This is a genomic window from Mesorhizobium sp. M0018, from assembly GCF_040323955.1.
Lineage (GTDB): Bacteria > Pseudomonadota > Alphaproteobacteria > Rhizobiales > Rhizobiaceae > Mesorhizobium.
In genome coordinates, this window is sequence record NZ_JAMYVL010000044.1 from 1 (window position 1) to 16,766 (window position 16,766).

General features: G+C 56.9%; 11 protein-coding genes and 3 pseudogenes. 1 reads left to right on the forward strand and 13 read right to left on the reverse strand.

Going from position 1 to position 16,766, the window contains the following annotated elements; genetic code table 11:
* Positions 1-308, forward strand: a pseudogene (locus tag NKJ81_RS31300) (hypothetical protein); the annotation flags it as partial.
* 45 nt (positions 309-353) lie between these two features.
* On the opposite strand, the pseudogene NKJ81_RS31305 reads toward NKJ81_RS31300, so the two are convergent.
* The 13 genes and pseudogenes from NKJ81_RS31305 to NKJ81_RS31365 all read right to left on the reverse strand — a co-directional run.
* Positions 354-938 (reverse strand): annotated as a pseudogene (locus NKJ81_RS31305) (IS21 family transposase); the annotation flags it as partial.
* A gap of 210 nt (positions 939-1,148) precedes the next feature.
* Positions 1,149-2,228 carry a phosphotransferase gene (locus tag NKJ81_RS31310; RefSeq protein ID WP_352542822.1) on the reverse strand — a complete coding sequence of 360 codons (1,080 nt, stop codon included), beginning with the start codon at positions 2,226-2,228 and terminating at the stop codon, positions 1,149-1,151.
* A 14-nt stretch (positions 2,229-2,242) separates the two neighbouring features.
* The gene (locus NKJ81_RS31315) at positions 2,243-3,571 is read right to left on the reverse strand and encodes an aspartate aminotransferase family protein (RefSeq protein WP_352542823.1); all 1,329 of its coding nucleotides are present in this window, start codon (positions 3,569-3,571) and stop codon (positions 2,243-2,245) included.
* Between the two features lie 699 nt (positions 3,572-4,270).
* A complete protein-coding gene (locus tag NKJ81_RS31320) occupies positions 4,271-5,644 on the reverse strand; it encodes an amidohydrolase family protein (protein ID WP_352542824.1) in 1,374 nt (457 codons plus the stop codon).
* 186 nt (positions 5,645-5,830) lie between these two features.
* Complete coding sequence (locus NKJ81_RS31325) at positions 5,831-7,138, reverse strand: CapA family protein (RefSeq protein ID WP_352542825.1); 1,308 nt, start codon at positions 7,136-7,138, stop codon at positions 5,831-5,833.
* Positions 7,139-7,235: 97 nt separating this feature from the next.
* A complete protein-coding gene (locus NKJ81_RS31330) occupies positions 7,236-8,891 on the reverse strand; it encodes an ABC transporter ATP-binding protein (protein WP_352542826.1) in 1,656 nt (551 codons plus the stop codon).
* Positions 8,891-9,715 (reverse strand): ABC transporter permease, encoded by an 825-nt coding sequence (locus tag NKJ81_RS31335; protein WP_352542827.1) that lies wholly within the window; start codon positions 9,713-9,715, stop codon positions 8,891-8,893. The genes NKJ81_RS31330 and NKJ81_RS31335 overlap by 1 nt, the downstream gene beginning before the upstream one ends.
* 9 nt (positions 9,716-9,724) lie before the next feature.
* Positions 9,725-10,684, reverse strand: coding sequence for an ABC transporter permease (locus NKJ81_RS31340; RefSeq protein WP_352542828.1), 960 nt, complete (start codon positions 10,682-10,684; stop codon positions 9,725-9,727).
* 8 nt (positions 10,685-10,692) lie between these two features.
* Complete coding sequence (locus NKJ81_RS31345; protein WP_352542829.1) at positions 10,693-12,279, reverse strand: ABC transporter substrate-binding protein; 1,587 nt, start codon at positions 12,277-12,279, stop codon at positions 10,693-10,695.
* A gap of 298 nt (positions 12,280-12,577) precedes the next feature.
* Positions 12,578-12,956: pseudogene (locus tag NKJ81_RS31350) on the reverse strand (hypothetical protein); the annotation flags it as partial.
* Between the two features lie 766 nt (positions 12,957-13,722).
* A complete protein-coding gene (locus tag NKJ81_RS31355) occupies positions 13,723-15,000 on the reverse strand; it encodes a GlxA family transcriptional regulator (RefSeq protein ID WP_352542830.1) in 1,278 nt (425 codons plus the stop codon).
* A gap of 131 nt (positions 15,001-15,131) precedes the next feature.
* Positions 15,132-15,512, reverse strand: coding sequence for a carboxymuconolactone decarboxylase family protein (locus NKJ81_RS31360; protein ID WP_352542831.1), 381 nt, complete (start codon positions 15,510-15,512; stop codon positions 15,132-15,134).
* 29 nt (positions 15,513-15,541) lie between these two features.
* The gene (locus tag NKJ81_RS31365; RefSeq protein WP_352542832.1) at positions 15,542-16,447 is read right to left on the reverse strand and encodes a MurR/RpiR family transcriptional regulator; all 906 of its coding nucleotides are present in this window, start codon (positions 16,445-16,447) and stop codon (positions 15,542-15,544) included.
* Positions 16,448-16,766 lie beyond the last annotated feature (319 nt).

Below are 16,766 nucleotides of genomic sequence, written 5' to 3' on the forward strand. Positions count from 1 at the left end.
ACATAGAAATTGACACTGCAAGCTCCTCGGCTCCTTGCTTCAGTGTCAGTATGTCTCGCTCATCACCTCAAGCCGCGCCAGATGGGGTCAGCTTGGCGCTTACCGACGGCCGACTGGACCGCAACTTCCTCCTCGGCCATGCTGGCGATGCGATCAATGCGCTGCTCGTCGCCGCAGGCCAAAATCTGCGCCTGATCCTCACGGTTCTCGCTCTTTGGCTTGCCTGGTGCCTGCAAGCACTCCAGCCGAAAAGGGCGAAATCTGATGCATTCACCCGTCTTCACGGGTTCGGAATATCAACGCCTTAACCGTTATTCAGGGCCGACTAGCTGAAGGCCCGTTGGTTGGCTTCAAATCCAATCCGGCAGCTTCTGGCTGAAGCTCGCATAAGAGAACGTCAATTGCGACGCGCTCAGCACCGCAACGCAAATCTGCGCCGCGCGGATCTCTCCTATCGACGGATCGATGACGGGGATCGTGTGCCCGGCATAGTCGCATTCCATCGCAACACCAGCAACGTGACGACTGTGATAGGTTGGCTTGACGTGGCTCTCGAATTCAGCGAATCGGCCACAAAACCAGTGTAATCATAGCCGCCCGGATGGGTCTCACGGTATTCCTGCCACAACAGATACCCCCTTGCGCTTCAGCTCGCTCGCCATCTTCGGCCAGTCCGGCTCAGCGGTCTCGCGCGGCGGCTGTCCCATCCGACGAAATAGCCGCTGTTCCAGTATCTCGTCATCATCCAGCCCAGCTGGCAGCGGCCAAACCGCAAGGCCAGCTTCCCGCGCTCCCAGCAGATACGTTGAACCCGATGTCTTGCTGATCTTCAAACGGTCCGAAACGGCGCGCACAGGAAGCTCCTGCTCAAACGTCAGCCGCGGCATCGATCGGACGTCGTTCACGCTCGTATGTCTCGCTTGCTTTCGTCTCGGCATTATGTCCCTCGCTTAAAATGCGAGGGCAAAATGCCAGATCGGCGCTCACGAAAATCGATCTCTAAACCCGTCATCAGCTTGTCCGCGACTTACTGAAACGGATGTCCCGTACTTACTGAAATCCTTGGCCGCGACTTACTGAAATCTGTGTCCCGAACTTTGTGAAACCCGCAGTTTGCCTCAAGCCGACCCGGCATCCGGTCGCTGCGCTCACAGACTAGGATCACCGGCGCGGTGGCGGAATCGCGCGATGACGTCATCCAGGGGTACGGCCATGGCCCGCTCTAGGTTCATCCAGTAATACTCGGCACTAGCGAGTAGCTCCTCGCGCTGGTCAGGTGCGCGCTCCGCCTTCCAGTGCCTGATCAACGCGAGCATGGTGAGCCGCGCGAGAGCCGCAATTGGCAAAAGTGGAAGTTCTGACTCGTTTATCGGCCGGCTCTGCTGGTACCCGGCGACAAAGGCAAAAGCATCCTGCCAAGGGTGATCCTCAGTGCGACCGATCAGATGCGCGACCGGATTCGCAGGGTCAAAGATCACTGCGGTGTGGACAGTGTCACCAAAGTCGAGGATCGCCTTCACGAACACTTCGCTTTGTGGGTCCACCACGACATTATTGGGAGCGTAATCCCCGTGGATCACTTGCTTTTCAAGACTGGGCAGCCTCGGCAGAACGACTTCTTCGAAAATCTTGAAAGCCTGTTGAGCAAGCAGTCGACGCCCGTGGTCTGGCGTGTACTCAATAAGTCCAGCCCAATGGTGAAAGTGCCCGATGTCATAAACTAAGCTACGCGCGGCAGCTCGATGCTCGAATAAACGCAGTGCATTGTTTACTTGCCCGAGCATGCCTCCCAGCTTGGTCAGTTTCTCATCGTTGGCATCTATTTGCTCCCACAACACGCCTTCGACGAAACAAAATACGCTGAGTATTCGAGATGAGCCATCGCCTAAGTCGATTGGAACGCTATCCCGTCCGTCAAGGGTAGGCTTGATCCGCTGGATCGGCAACGCGTGAGCGGCATCATGAAGATAACGCATCGCCGCAATCTGCAGCGCCGTAACTGGTTCGGGCTCGTCAGATGGTGACACCTTTACGAGGTATTTATTTGCATCGGCCTTGAGCCTGAACGTATAGCCCTTTTCACTTCCTAGGCGTTCAACCTGTCCGCTGAGCCCATAGTGTCTCTCAAGCATGTTGTTCAGCAACAAGAGGTCGATAGACTGACTTGATGAAAGCAGGCTGCTCTCCTGCAGGAGCCTTTGCAGCATTGCGTCGGGTGATTTGTTCATCTTGCTAGGGCCTTCTAGAGCCGCTGCGTCGCTACGATGGCGAAGGTCTCAAGGAATCGGGACACATCGGCAGCGTTAAAAGCTACTGGAGGACGAACTTTCAACACGTTACCTGCGGGACCGGTCCGGCTGATCAGAACTCGATGAGCGCGAAGGTCCTTGATGATGCTTTCGCAGCGAATGGGATCGGGTTCGAGCCTCTCTCTGTCCTTGACGATCTCGACACCAAGGTACAACCCGCTGCCTCGGATTTCCGCAACATAAGGAGAATCCCGTGTCAGCGATTCAAGTCCTCCCAGCAGGGTCGCTCCGTTTACGGCAACGCGTTCACGCACATTCTCCTGCTCGAACACATCGAGCACTGCAGACGCCGCGGCTATCGAAAGCGATCGGCCGCCCAAGGTATTGAAGTAGCTGACTTTCTGCCCGAATTCGTCAGATACCTCTGGGCGGAAGACGACGCCAGAGATGGGGAAACCGTTCCCAATCGCCTTGCCCATCGTGACAATATCAGGAACCACCCCGTGCCGACTGAACCCCCACATCGAGTCTCCAAGCTGAGCGAACCCCGATTGAACCTCGTCAGCAATGTAAAGGCCGCCAGCGACATGAACCTCGTCGACCATTGCCTGCATGAAGCCCACAGGGTGGGTAAAGATTCCGTCGGAGGTGAAAGCGGAATCGGCAATCAAGGCTGCTAGCCTGTATCCGTGCCGTTCGAGATCCATAATCGCGGAACGCACTTCATGCCGCATATGATTCTCAAGAGATTGTTCGGGTCCGCATAGCCTGGGGTCAGGAGCGGTAATAAGTCGGACGTTCGGTCCGAGCGGGGATCCTGCGCCTAGCATTGGGGAGAAACTGGCGACCTCACGAGTGCGACCGTGAAACGCCCAACGAGTAACTATGATACCCTCGCCGCCCGTATGGAACCTCGCGACCCGAATTGCGAGATCATTTGCTTCGGATCCAGTGCAGGGCAAGCTCAGCTTCGACAGTTCAGCCGGGAATGTTGCAAGTATCCGCTCAGCATAGGCGACCAGCGGTTCCTGGGGGTAGCGCGTATCGGTGTTGACTGTGGAAATCTGGCGGGAAACGGCATCCGCAACATGCCTGTGCGCGTGGCCGACGCCCTGAACGTTGTTAAACGCGTCGAGAAAATCATTGCCGTCGTTGTCTATTAAGTGGGCACCAAAACCCGAGACAAACTCCACCGGAATAGTCTCAGAAAACTGGTAACCAGGACCGAGCACCGTGTCCCGGCGTCGGATGATGTCCTGCAGTCGTTCAGGCAGACTGCTGATACCACTAGCGTCGATCAGATTGGGGTGGCGCGCGCTCATCTCAGCGTGACAGTGAACGATCGCAGAAAACCTCCGGGGTTTTCGCAGGGCCGGATGCTACCTGGCGAACAGGAGCACCGCTTCGCCTAAGATTGGCAGGTGCCGCCTGGACGCCAAGCTTTGCGATCCTTACGTTAACTGCTGCAAAAAAACACCGGTTCATATGGAGTGTCCTAGCGGCGCAATTAGTGCGCTATTCTCAACAGGCAGTAGACAACCGGGGGCCGCAGGCGTCCAATTCAGTTTGTAGATTGGTGTCTTCTTGCGACGAGATGACGGCTTGACGCAGTGGCGAGCGAGCGTCCGGCGCGGGTCGGCCGCGATGCTGGCGCTGGGACCAGAACCTGCTTCATCATTAGCCTCTGCACTGCGTTGTCACCGGCGGAGGTTCGTCTCGCGGTGCATCGTCGGGCTGGGTGGATGACGAGAGCGTTGTCTTTGTGTATGCGTGCCTGTATGCGTGCGCTGTCGCCGCACTGGCTCCACGCACGCTTTTCCAGGTCGGCGCCAAGTCTGGCGTTCGGCTCATGAGTGAGACACATTTCGGCTGATGTTCGTGCCCGCCGTCAGATCTCCAGGATGCGCCTCGGAAAACCAACGGCGCAAACTGGAGAATATCTAAACTGCGCTAGCGTGACTATTGATCGGGCGGTCCTCAAAGGCAGCCCTGGATTATAGTTCTCCTTACCAAATCAACGCCTAATCCAACTTATATAAAGAACGGTTATTCTTATACAGTATCATTCTTGCCCCTTCAATTGCCTCTTCGAAGCCAAGACTTCCTCCAACAAAGTGCTCGGTGAGCGCCTTTGCGAGGTATCGCTTGCCCCAGCGACCGGCCAACCAAGAGAGTTCGGGGATGTGAAATGTGTCACTTGCAAATAGTATCTTCGAAAGCGGAACAACTTCCATGACTTGCATGTACCGCTGAAACAGACTCTGATGCACGAACGGCGTCATGATCGATAGTTCAAAGTAGCAGTTAGGATAAAGATGGCTGAGCCAAGCAGCCTTTCCGACTGAGGGATAGCCCGCATGGAGTGGAATGATCTTTGGCATCCGCATCATGCCATCACGATCAAACCGACAAACTTCCTCAAGGTAAAACGGATCCTGGTTGCGCAGTATTACATTAGGAGCTTCGCCGTCACCCGTGTGGATCTGCATCGGCATGTCACGCTTGAGACACTCTTCCAGCGCAAGAGTAACATCGTAGCGGCGGAGGTCCTTTGCCAGGTTGTATTCGGATTGCCGGTCCATGGTAGGTATTTTGTGGTACGATTCTCTAAGCGCCTGCCATGATGCTCGAGCGATCTCCCTGTCATATAGGGGCTCGATAAGTCCAATTTTTGGAAGAAGATACGACTTCATCCCAAAGCTTTTCTTTCCATAATTCCCATTGCCGTCAAGGATGTCCAACAGCCGAGCCATGTATCGGTGCTCGTACTCATCGAATGTGATATCGAGAGGAAAAAGCTCATTTTGGATCATTTCTATTCGCCCAACACGGTTCGTACGGCAGGGCAGTATGGCCTCTTCATAGCGTTCGATCTCGGCTGCGCCGCCAAGATCCGCATAGCCGGTGTCCACCATGACGTTTTCGTAGTTAACGTCTCGCAGAAGGCTGTTGACATAGGCCCAGTAGTTCTTTCCACGTCCGTTCCGGGCTTCGATAACCGCTTCCAAATTCGGCTCACAGCCTAGGAACTGCGCGAGTTCCTTCACCAAAAACTTCACAAAGACGCTTTCGGAAATGTCACCGATGATGCCATCAACCTTGTTCTGAATGCCGAACTGTTTATTAAGGTCATGTTTCGTGGCCTCGTCTCCAATCAGCCACCGATCATAAACGCCGGCAGGAAAGTATGCCGGGAGTGTGTCTATAGCCGCCAATGACATTCGCTCCAAGAATCGCTGCGGGGTCGTGATTGCATCTTTGTCAGTGACAATATGGCAGTGCGTATCATCAATTGGCATGTCATTGACTACTTCAAAAATCTTCATAAATTCGGGATGTTGTTTCGAGAGAAATAGCGGGAGATGGTCAAAGTGCTTCTCTGCTCTGTAGTCCATGTTCTTGCCTCCGTATGGTTGTTCGGTTTACCTGGGGTTTCGGTCGTGGCTCAGCCTGCGCTGCGATTGTCGAATGGTTCAGATCATTTTCAAAGCAGCAGGGATATTTGGACGAGAATAGTTTTTTCGAGACCGCAGCGATTCGTTGGGTCATAAGTGTAGTATCAGCATTGATGATACCAAGGTCTAACCTAAGACGATATCGGCAAACTCCTTCATATCCTTTATCGAACTCGATGCATTGTCGTCATGCTCCGAGCGGTCGTTCAACTTCTCTACACGCACCAGATACTTCGTGCCGTCCCAGAATGAATTTCTGAAAACTGTAATAGCATCTGACGTAGAAATATAGGTGCGCGTTTTACCGTTCAGAGTTCCTTTGCAAATTTCAAGATTTAGTATTAGGCTCAGGGCCAAATGGGGCGCGGTAAACCAGCCGAATGTCGTGCTGCCTAGTGAATAAGCAACTATCGCAATCCGATTTGGGTCACGCTTTGTGCGATAATATTCGACAGGTTGAATGACATGGGGGTGATGGCCCAAAATCAGGTCTACCCCATCTTCGATCAAAGTGTGCGCCGTCTCAATTTGGCTTTGCCGAGGGAAAAACTCAAATTCCCAACCCCAGTGAAGTGAAGCAACGATGAAATCACAGCCCTGCGACTTGCAATCTGCAATTTGGCTTCTTAGTAAATCGAGATCGGGGGCAACATGTTTGGAGTTGAGTTTAGATAAATGAACACGGTGTCTATCGGATGCTGGTAGATTAAATTTTCGTATTGAAAATGTTGCAGAAACGAAGCCGATCTTGATGCCATTAACTGTAATTATGGCCGCCCGGCCGTAATGTTCCAAATGTCGTGGCGTCCCTATATTCATGATCCCGTGTTTCTCGATCAGTCTCTGTGTATTCTCCAATCCAGCAAAACCAAGATCAAAGGTATGGTTGTTTGCGGTGTTAAGCGCTGTAAAATATCTTCCCCTATGTTGGACCATAGCGTAATATTGTTCATCGAAACTACACATTGTGAAAGATCCTGGATCAGCCATGGCACGTTTCACTACGTCTTCGCTACCTACAACAGATTCATAGTTCGCAAACGATATATCCTTTTCAAACAGTATATCATTGACTTGCGAGAACAATATATCGCGAGAATGTTCAATTCCCTCAGTTTGGATCAAATCACCTGCAGCACCAATTGTAAGCGTTGAGGTATTTTCGAAGCCGCCAGGCAATCGCAAAACGGACTTGTCCCTCCGCCCTAGGAGTTCAGACGCTTTCTTTTCTGGTTTTTTGATCGGTCGCACGGTTTTGTACCACCAGTATACGTCATCAAAAAAATTCATTTCGGGAGATTCTGTGGCGGTCCCCGCGGCCGGACGATTCCAATAATTAACCAGCGCTGCGCACTTTGCTGCAAATCCCATGAGGGGCGTTTCAGGCTTGAACGCGTTGGGGATACCAAGGGGCAGGTGCGGTCGCATACTCATTGTTGCCTCCAGTCATCTCGCCATCAGCGAGATCTTCTCTACAGTTACTCGTACGGTCGGATGCGGGCCATGCGCCGCAGGGCCCCATACATTAAGCTCAGTTCCCCGCGCTTCCCATACGGCGGCTCGTGATTGCCCTCTCCAACCAGCCAAGCGCCATCTCGGGAACCGAGGACAGCAGCAGGTCCGTATAGGCGTCGAAGGGCGGCGTCAGCACCTGCGTCTTCGAGCCGTAGCGCACCACCTCGCCGCGATACATCACCGCGATGGAATCGGCGATCGCCTTCACGGTCGCAAGGTCGTGTGTTATGAACAGGTATGCCACGTCCTCGATCTTCTGCAGGCGCAGCAACAGCTTGAGGATGCCGTCGGCCACCAGTGGGTCGAGCGCGCTGGTCACTTCGTCACAGATGATGAGCTTCGGCTTGGCCGCGAGCGCGCGGGCGATGCAGACGCGCTGTTTCTGGCCACCCGACAGTTCGGCTGGGTAGCGGTCGATGAAACCCTTGCCCATCTCGATTTCATCGAGCAGCTTGACGACACGGGCGTCGCGTTCACACCCGCGCATACCGAAATAGAATTCAAGTGGCCGGCCGATGATGGTGCCGACGGTCTGGCGTGGGTTCATCGCCACATCGGCCATCTGGTAGATCATCTGCAATTCGCGGAGGTCGTCCTTCCTGCGATCGGCAAGCCTGCACGACAGTGTTCGGCCCGCGAAGGTGATACTTCCGGCGATCGGCGGCAGCAGCCCCGTAATGACGCGGGCGAGGGTTGATTTTCCGGAGCCTGACTCACCGACGACAGCGAGCGTCTGACCGGGATAGATCTCAACCGAGACATCCTGCAAAACCTTCACGCCACCACCCCCATAGGCGGCCGTGACGTGCTCGACCGAGAGAAGCGGCTTGTCGGTCGGCTCTTTTTCCTTGTGCTCGATGGAGCGCACTGAAACCAGCGCTTTGGTGTAGTCCATGCGCGGCATTTCGATGATCTGCCGTCTTTCGCCGTGCTCCACCATCTTACCATCCCGCAGCACCATGATCTCGTCCGAGACCTGGGCCACGACGGCAAGATCGTGGGTGATGTAGAGCGCCGCGACGCCAGTGTCCTGGATCGCGTCCTTGATTGCCGCCAGAACGTCGATCTGGGTCGTCACGTCGAGCGCCGTGGTCGGCTCGTCGAAGACGATCAGGTCCGGCTCCGAGCAGAGCGCCATCGCCGTCATCACGCGCTGCAGCTGGCCGCCCGAGACCTGGTGCGGAAAGCGTTCGCCGATGGTTTCGGGGTTCGGGAGGCTGAGCTTCTTGAACAGCGCGACGGCGCGCTTCTCCGCCTCGGCGCGCGTCGCGGTTCCGTGCAGCAGTGTGGCTTCCACGACCTGGTCCATCAGCCTGTGCGCCGGGTTGAAGGCGGCGGCCGCCGACTGCGCGACATAGCAGACCTCGCGGCCGCGCAGCTTGCGGAAGCCGTCCTTGCCGCCCTTGAGGATGTCGCGGCCGTTCAGGATGACCTCGCCGCCGGTGATGCGCACACCACCGCGGCCATAGCCCATCGACGACAGGCCGATACTCGACTTGCCGGCGCCGGATTCGCCGATCAGCCCAAGCACCTTGCCCTTTTCGAGCGTCAGCGAGACGTCATGGACCAGCACGATGTTCTTCGGCGGCTCGCCAGGCGGGAATACAGTGGCCTCGATGCGCAGATTGCGGATGTCGAGCAGAAGGCCGGGTTTCGCTTTGTTGTCGGCCATCACCCGCGTCCTCCCTTCAGGCTTGTCGTCCGGTTGAGCACCCAGTCGGCAACCAGGTTGACGGAAATCGCCAGCAAGGCAATCGCCGCCGCCGGAATCAGCGCTGCGGCAATGCCGAAGACGATGCCGTCCTTGTTCTCCTTGACCATGCCGCCCCAGTCGGCGTCCGGCGGTTGCACGCCAAGGCCGAGGAACGACAGCGTCGACAGGAACAGCACCGCATAGATAAAGCGCAGGCCGAGTTCCGAAACCAGCGGCGACAGCGCATTGGGAAGGATCTCGCGGAAGATGATCCAGGCGCTGCCCTCGCCGCGCAGCTCCGCCGCCTCGACATAGTCCATGACGTTGATGTCGACGGCGACCGCTCGCGACAGGCGGTAGACGCGGGTCGAGTCCAGAACGCCCATCACCAGGATCAGCGTCACTAGGTTGGTCGGCAGCACGGAAAGCACGACCAGGCCCATGATCAACGTCGGGATCGACATCAAAAGGTCGACAAGCCGCGACAGCAGCGTGTCATACCAGCCGCCCAAAACCGCCGCCGAGAAACCGAGGATTGCGCCGAGCGAGAAGGACAGGGCAGTCGCCAGCACCGCGATGAACAAGGTGATGCGCACGCCGTAGATCATGCGCGACAACAGATCGCGGCCGAGATTGTCGGTTCCCAGCCAATGCGCCGCCGACATCGGCTCCCAGACGTCGCCGACGATTTCGCCATTGCCGTGCGGTGCGATCCACGGCGCGAAGACCGCCGCCAGCACGAGCAGCGCCGTCAGGATTATGCCGATCAGCGCGGGGATGGGGATGCGTTTGATATCGAGCATATCCGCCCCCTATTTTGGATGTCTGAGACGCGGATTGGCGACGATAGCCCCTATGTCCGCGATGATGTTGAGGCTGATATAGACGGCCGCAAAAATCAGGCCGACCGCCTGCACCACCGGCACGTCGCGTTTGGTGACGTGGTCGACCAGATATTGTCCCATGCCCGGATAGACGAAGATCACCTCGACCACGACGACGCCGACGATCAGGTAGGCGAGGTTGAGCATGACGACGTTGATGACGGGTGCGATCGCGTTGGGGAAGGCATGATTGCGGATAACGTTGAAAGCCGAAAGCCCCTTGAGCTCCGCAGTCTCGACATAGGCCGACTGCATGACATTGAGGATCGCCGCGCGCGTCATGCGCATCATATGGGCCAACACCCCCAGCGTCAGCGCGGTTGCTGGCAAGGCGATGGCCTGCATCCGCTCGCCGAAAGGCACGCCATCATAGACGGACGAGATGGCGGGGAAGATCTGCCATTTCACGGCAAAGAAATAGACGAGCACATAGCCGATGAAGAATTCGGGGAAGGAGGTCGACGCGAGCGCCAGGCCGGAGATCAGCTTGTCGACCCAGCCATTGCGGTAGCGCACCGTGATCAGGCCGAGGATGACCGCCAGCGGTACCGCGACGATCGCCGCCCAGAAGGCGAGGAACAGCGTGTTCCATAACCGGCCCTTGATCGATGTGGCGATATCCTGCCCGCTCGACATCGCCGTGCCGAGGTCTCCGGTGAGCACACCGCCGAGCCAGCGGAAATACCTGATATAGGCCGGGTCGTTCAGCCCGAGCTGCTCGCGCAGATTGGCGAGCGACTCCGGTGTCGCCGATTGTCCGAGAATGGCTTGCGCGACGTCGCCGGGCAGAATCTGGGTGCCGGCGAAGACCAACACCGATATGGCTAACAGAAGGAGAATGCCCAGCGCAACGCGCTGGGCAATGAGCTTCAGGATCGGTGAGGACATAAGCGCACTCAGGCCTGCAGCCAGCATTTGACTAACGCGCGATAGTCCATCATACCGTTGCGCCCGCCGACATAGCCGCCGACCTTGTCGGAGATAGCCTCGATATCTTGGGCGAACATCGGCACGATCAAGCCGCCCTCGTCACGAACGATGACGGCCATCTCGCGATAGAGGTTCTTGCGCTTGTCCTGATCGAGCTCGGCTCGCGCTTCAATGAGAAGCTTGTCGAACTTCTCGTTGTGGAAGCGTGTGTCGTTCCAATTCGCCGTCGACAGATAGCCGGTCGAGTAGATTTGGTCCTGCGTCGCCCGCCCGGACCAGTAGGTGTTGGAGAAGGGCTGCTTGTTCCAGACCTCCGACCAGTAGCCGTCGTCCGGCACGCGCTTGACCTCGAGTGTGATGCCGGCCTTGGCGCAGCTCTGCCGGTAGAGCTGGGCGGCGTCGACCGCGCCGGGGAAGCCGGCCTCGGCGGCTCGAAGAAGAATGGGGCCGCTGTGACCAGATTTCCTATAATAATGCTTGGCCTTGTCGGCATCGAATTCGCGCTGCGGAATGTCATCGGGGAACAGCCGATATGAGGCGTTGATCGGAAAGTCGTTGCCGACCGTGCCGTAGCCGCCCAGGATCTTGTCGACCATCTCCTCCCGGTCAATGGCGAGCTTCAGCGCCATCCTCAGATCGTTGTTGTCGAAGGGAGGCGTGTTGCAAAACATGTTGAAGCAATAGTAGCTGGGACCCGACGCGGCCTCGATCTTCAGATTGGGCGAGTGCTTGATGAGATGGGCGACCTTGGGCTCAACCTTGTCGACCATGTGCACTTGGCCGGCCTGCAGCGCGGCGATCTGGGCCGTGCTGTCGTTGATCGCTAAGATCTCCACCTGGTCGGCGAAGCCCATCTTGTCAGACTGCCAGAAATTGGCGACGCGCTCGCCGCCGCAACGGACGCCGGGCTCGAAGACGCTCACCTTGTAAGGCCCGGCGCTGATGCCGGCGGCCGGATTGTCCTTGCCCCCGTTCGGCTGAATGATGAGATGATAATCGGTCATCAGATAAGGAAAGTCAGCATTGCCATCCTTCAGCGTCACGACGACTTCGTCGCCATTCGCCTTGATTGTGTCGATGCTCGTCAGCAAGCCCAGCGCGCCGGACTTTGACTTGGCGTCGGAATGACGCTCGAGCGTCGCCACCACGTCTTCCGCTGTCACGGTCTTGCCGTTGTGGAACTCGACCCCCTTGCGGATCTTCATCGTCCAGATCTTGGCGTCCTTGGACGAGCCGACTTCCTCGGCGAGGCGATTCTCGAGTCCGAGGTCGGGCGCCAGCGCCACGAGATACTCGCCCCAGCAATAGCCGAAGTTTCCCATCACCGACCCCGCGGTGGTCGCAGGATCGAGGCTGTCGGTCGCCGCACCGCCCTTGAGGCCGCCCTTGATGATACCGCCGCGGACCGGCCCCTGGGCGCGCGCAGCGCTGGCGAGGAGCGAATTCGCGAACGTCGCTGAGACGCCAAGCGCCGTCGCACGGCCGAGAAATTCACGTCGGCTCAGCCGGCCCGCAGTTACGCGACGGCTGAGATAGTCGAGTTCCTGGGACATGAGATGTTCCTCCTATTTATTGTTCCTAAAGAATTGCGGCTCCTTCAGGAGCCGACTTCCTTCCCCATCCCGCTAGGCTGTCCCGTGCTAATGTCAGCGCTTTATCAAGATCAACGGAAGCGAGCGCCAGAAAATCTCTCGTCAAAGGGTCGTGGTCAAATACCGATTGTCGTCCCCTGCCATACCGTTTCAAGATGGGAGCGGGAAAAGGTGGGGATCATGCGGCGAGGGTGAGTTTGGCGACCACCGGCGAGGGCTGCTCGCACTTTAAAGACCTGTGACCGCCGGCCGGAGACTAGCGGATCTGACGTTTCTTGTTCAGCCGCGCGTTGACCAAGCTGTTGGCGGCGGATTCGGCTGGAGAACTCGAGATCGGTCGACCCGACCAGTACCGGCGACAGTAGTCGACCATCGAAGTCTTGTTCTGGATCAAATTAGTGTGGAGGTTGCTCACCAATTCGAAGCATCAGCTCGAGATCGGCAGCGAGCATCCTCGCGTGCTCCGCCAATTGGTGAAGCATGGCTCTCACAACCTTCGCCGCCTCCCTGTAACCGCTCCAGAGAAGATGACGGAGCCTCGGCGCATGAAACGCGGACTCCCTGAGATCGACATTCAGATCCCCCGAGCTCTTGATCCCATGCCATGCCTGCTCGATGTGCCGAAGCCACATCGACAGCTCCGGCTCGAGACCATCGCCCTTTCAGGCATGAGGCGAGATCTCCCCAGGTAAGAACGCACGCCTTCACTGCACGACCGCCGCATCTACGCCGCTTCCCTTAATCACAGAGCTTCGCGGCCGTTGGCCTGCTCGCCCTGGTCGGCAACGCCTTCTATCCGGTTCTTGTTCATCGGCCCGCAGCTTCGCTCCGCGCTTCCACACTCGGGTCGCCCTCATGCAGTTGCGCTTCGCTTCGCTCGTTGTGATCAGCTCACGATGGGACTTTCACCCACAAGAGTGCGCCCATGCTGGGCGCAGCTCCCAACTTGTCCAGACAAAGCTTCGAGCAAATCCAAACGACACTTGACTTCCTTGCGCGGATCAAACCGAGTTGTCCAGCCTAAGCGGATCGGTACGCATTCGAGGGTCTCGTCGCGTTTGGTTTCGATTTCCTGGTGAGCAAGTAGGGCACGCAGATCAAATCCCCGGAGCCGGCCTGGGGCGACAGGTTCATAGATGCTCGCTCCAGCTGCCTTCGCTTGTGCCGACGACCATGACCAGACATTCGCGGGGCCCGATATCGGATCAAGCTCGTTCAAGCCTAGTTCAAAGCCAGGGACCCATTTGATGGCAACACTTGGAAGGTCGCGTATCACGATACTCTCCGCGTCGACGAATTGGGGTCGGGGAGGCTAATCTAACCAGTCGACCGAGGAGCGCGCGCAGTCGTCGGCTTCGGCCCAAATTGCCGACGCTGAGTGCAGGAAGTGTCTTAAGCAGCCTGTCATAACCGTCCGCCGCCATGAAACGCTGATTCTGCGCGCATGGTTCTGGCGGATGTGATCATCCTGTCGGCAGCTGGATCGCCAGGAGGATCAGTGAGCGGATCATATGGGCGATCTAGTCCAGCTCCGTGCGACAACAATCGAGTTTGATGTGGGGCGAAGCCGTACATGTCCCGATAGACTTTTGAGAAATGTGACGCCGAGACGAATCCGCACGCTACAGCTATCTCTATAACAGACAGATTCGAGCTGCGAAGCAGCAAGTGCGCGCGTTCCAGACGAAGTTCCAGGTAGTAGCGGCTCGGACCGCGTCCTAGTTCACGCTTGAAGAGTCGCTCAATTTGGCGGCGTGTAAGGCCAGTCGCCGCCACCAGTCCATTTACCGACTTGGGATCGCCGATATGTGCCTCCATCTGATCGATGACTTCGATGACTGCCTTATGATTGAATCGTACGCGGGAATTTGGCGGCAAGCGTTGACGGTCCCCAACTGAGCGAACACGACAGGCGATGGCCTTCTCGCATATGCGATTTACGACGGCAGCTCCATGATCGCGTCCAACCAGATCCAGGAATGTATCAAAGGATGCGTCTGCGCCAGAGCAGGTATACAGCTCACCATCTTTCTCGAATGCGGCTTGCGTAGCTATAACGCTTGGAAATTGCTCTAGAAATAGCGGGAATTGCTCCCAGTGCACTGCGCAGCGGCGACCTTCTGCCACGCCCGCTCGAGCAAGGACTAGGGTTCCGCCACCTATGCCGATAAGGCACGCGCGACGGTTGCGGCACTCTCTGAGCCAGGCATCTAACTGGCTGTCATGGCGAGGGAGGGAACGGCCTCCACACACTATCGCGACCGGGGCTGGGTTTGATCGAAGGCGGTCACGCTCTGATCGCAATCCGACGGCTGAGCTTATGGTGATGCCGCAACTCGACACTACAGGTTGTCCGTCGCCCGAAACGACCTGCCAACTATAGACGTTTCGTCCCGTCGCTTCATTGGCCAGCGTAAGCACTTCGATCGCGGAGGAAAACGCATGCAGCGAAAAAGCCGGAAGCAGGTAAAAGTTAAACCTGCCGGTTATGGTTTCCAGGCCTTGCTTTTGGGCCTCGTTGTATCGACCCACGGAACCCCGCGCAGCGTTGAGCGCGATCGGCCGTTGCAAAATCGAATGTCCTGTCTTCACACGAATAGCCTGAGTACGTTCATTGTTGCCCGACCAAATTCTCACGCGGAATGGATAGGGCGGTGCGCCCACAGGATTGTTCGATGCCACCCAAGAACTGCGGCCCAACAAATGATGGCGGCGAGGCAACGCGACCGCGAACAGGTTCTCGTACAGCGCCGCATCTTTTCGGCGGCCGCCGGCCCAACGTCGACCGTCTCAGCCTCGACTAGTTCTCGGTCTTACAAGAGGTTTCGTTCCTCAAGTACTTTGCGAGCAACCCTGAAGCACTCTAAAGCCTGTGGCACGCCGCAATAGATGCCAACTATGTGAATCGCAGCACGGATCTCGTCCTTCGAGACACCATTGTTGATAGCGCCACGACAATGGGTCTCCCATTCGTGCATCTTCCCTAAGGCGCCGATCATGGCCAGGTTCATCAGCGACCTCGTCTTTGGATCGATTGCTTCATCTCCCCAGCCAAATCCCCAACACCAAGCCGTCATCGCTTCCTGGAAAGGACGAGTGAATTCGTCTGCCGACGCGAGATTTTTCTCAACGTACTCGGCGCCAAGTACGGCTTTTCTTTTAGACAGGCCCAAGTCAAAAAGATTTTGTTTCATTCTGTCCTCTATGTGCGAACGGGCCGGCATCACCTTTGCTCATCTTTCCAGTAGATACCCAGATCATGCCGCCGTTGGTGGAAACGCTCGATATTATTGACTGCGCCGGGCTCGGCTTCCGCTACGACAAAGGCCATGATCGTCTCGAAAAGCGCGGTAACAGCGACCGTAGAGGGGAAAAATTGCGGGGTGTTGGTGGGTATTATGAAACGCTGATCTGCCCGGACGAGGATCGGCGATGCCGGGCTGTCAGATATGCCAACCACCTTGAGGCCGTAAGAGCGGGCGACTTCGACAGCCTCGATGATCTCGCGTCGATATGGCTTAAATGTCATCGCCACCAGGATGTCGCCCTTCTCGGCGTGGACCAGTCCGTCGATAGGCAGGGACCCTTCACGCGGGATCGCGACAACGCCGCCTACGGCCATGCTCGCAAGATAGGCGAAGTTTCGGGCAATTGAGCTAGCGAAGCCTACGCCAAGCACATATGTCATTCGCGCACTCACGATAGCGTCGGCGAGCTTCTTTATCTCGGTTGCGCTCGTACCAGAAAACAGACCCTCGATATTCTCTATGGATGTGGAAGCCATCTGGCCGTAGAGGCTGGCGAGCTTGCCCCCCTTCGAAAGTGATTGAAGCCATCGCGCTCGATCCGGAAAGTCTTCGCGCCCTCGCATGACTTGTTCTCGAAAGGGCCTACGAAAATCCTCGTACCCTTCAAAGCCGAGAGCGCGGGCCATCCTAACCAAAGTATTTGGCTTGATGTCGGCCCCCTGCGCCATGTTTCTGATCGAAGTGATGCTGATCAGATTTGAGTTCTCGAGTACATAGGTAGCGGCCTTGTGCAATTCCGGTGTGAACGAGATGAGCCGCCCTCTAATCTCTTCCAGAATCGCGGCCGCGGACTTTTCGGATGGTACAGTCATTCGCTTCATGATTGACATCCATACAGTTGTTCGGTAGCGGTGTCTATAGCGGGTTTGCTGGAGAGGCTCATGAATGTACGCGATGCGCGCGTTGAAAGCACGGGTGCGCGTTCCGCAGCTTGTGGAATGGCCTAGCCTCTGAAGTACAAAGTTGCTTTCCCGCGCCGGAATGAACCGAGCTGCTGCCGCCAGACCGCTTACGCAGTTGAGCCGCCCTCCAATTGCAAACGATCGAGCTCTTGATCAGTAAGCTGAATGAATATGCCGAATCTCGATATCGCGTCGTCAATTGCCGAATGGGCCGGGAGCTATAGGGGCGATATGTCGC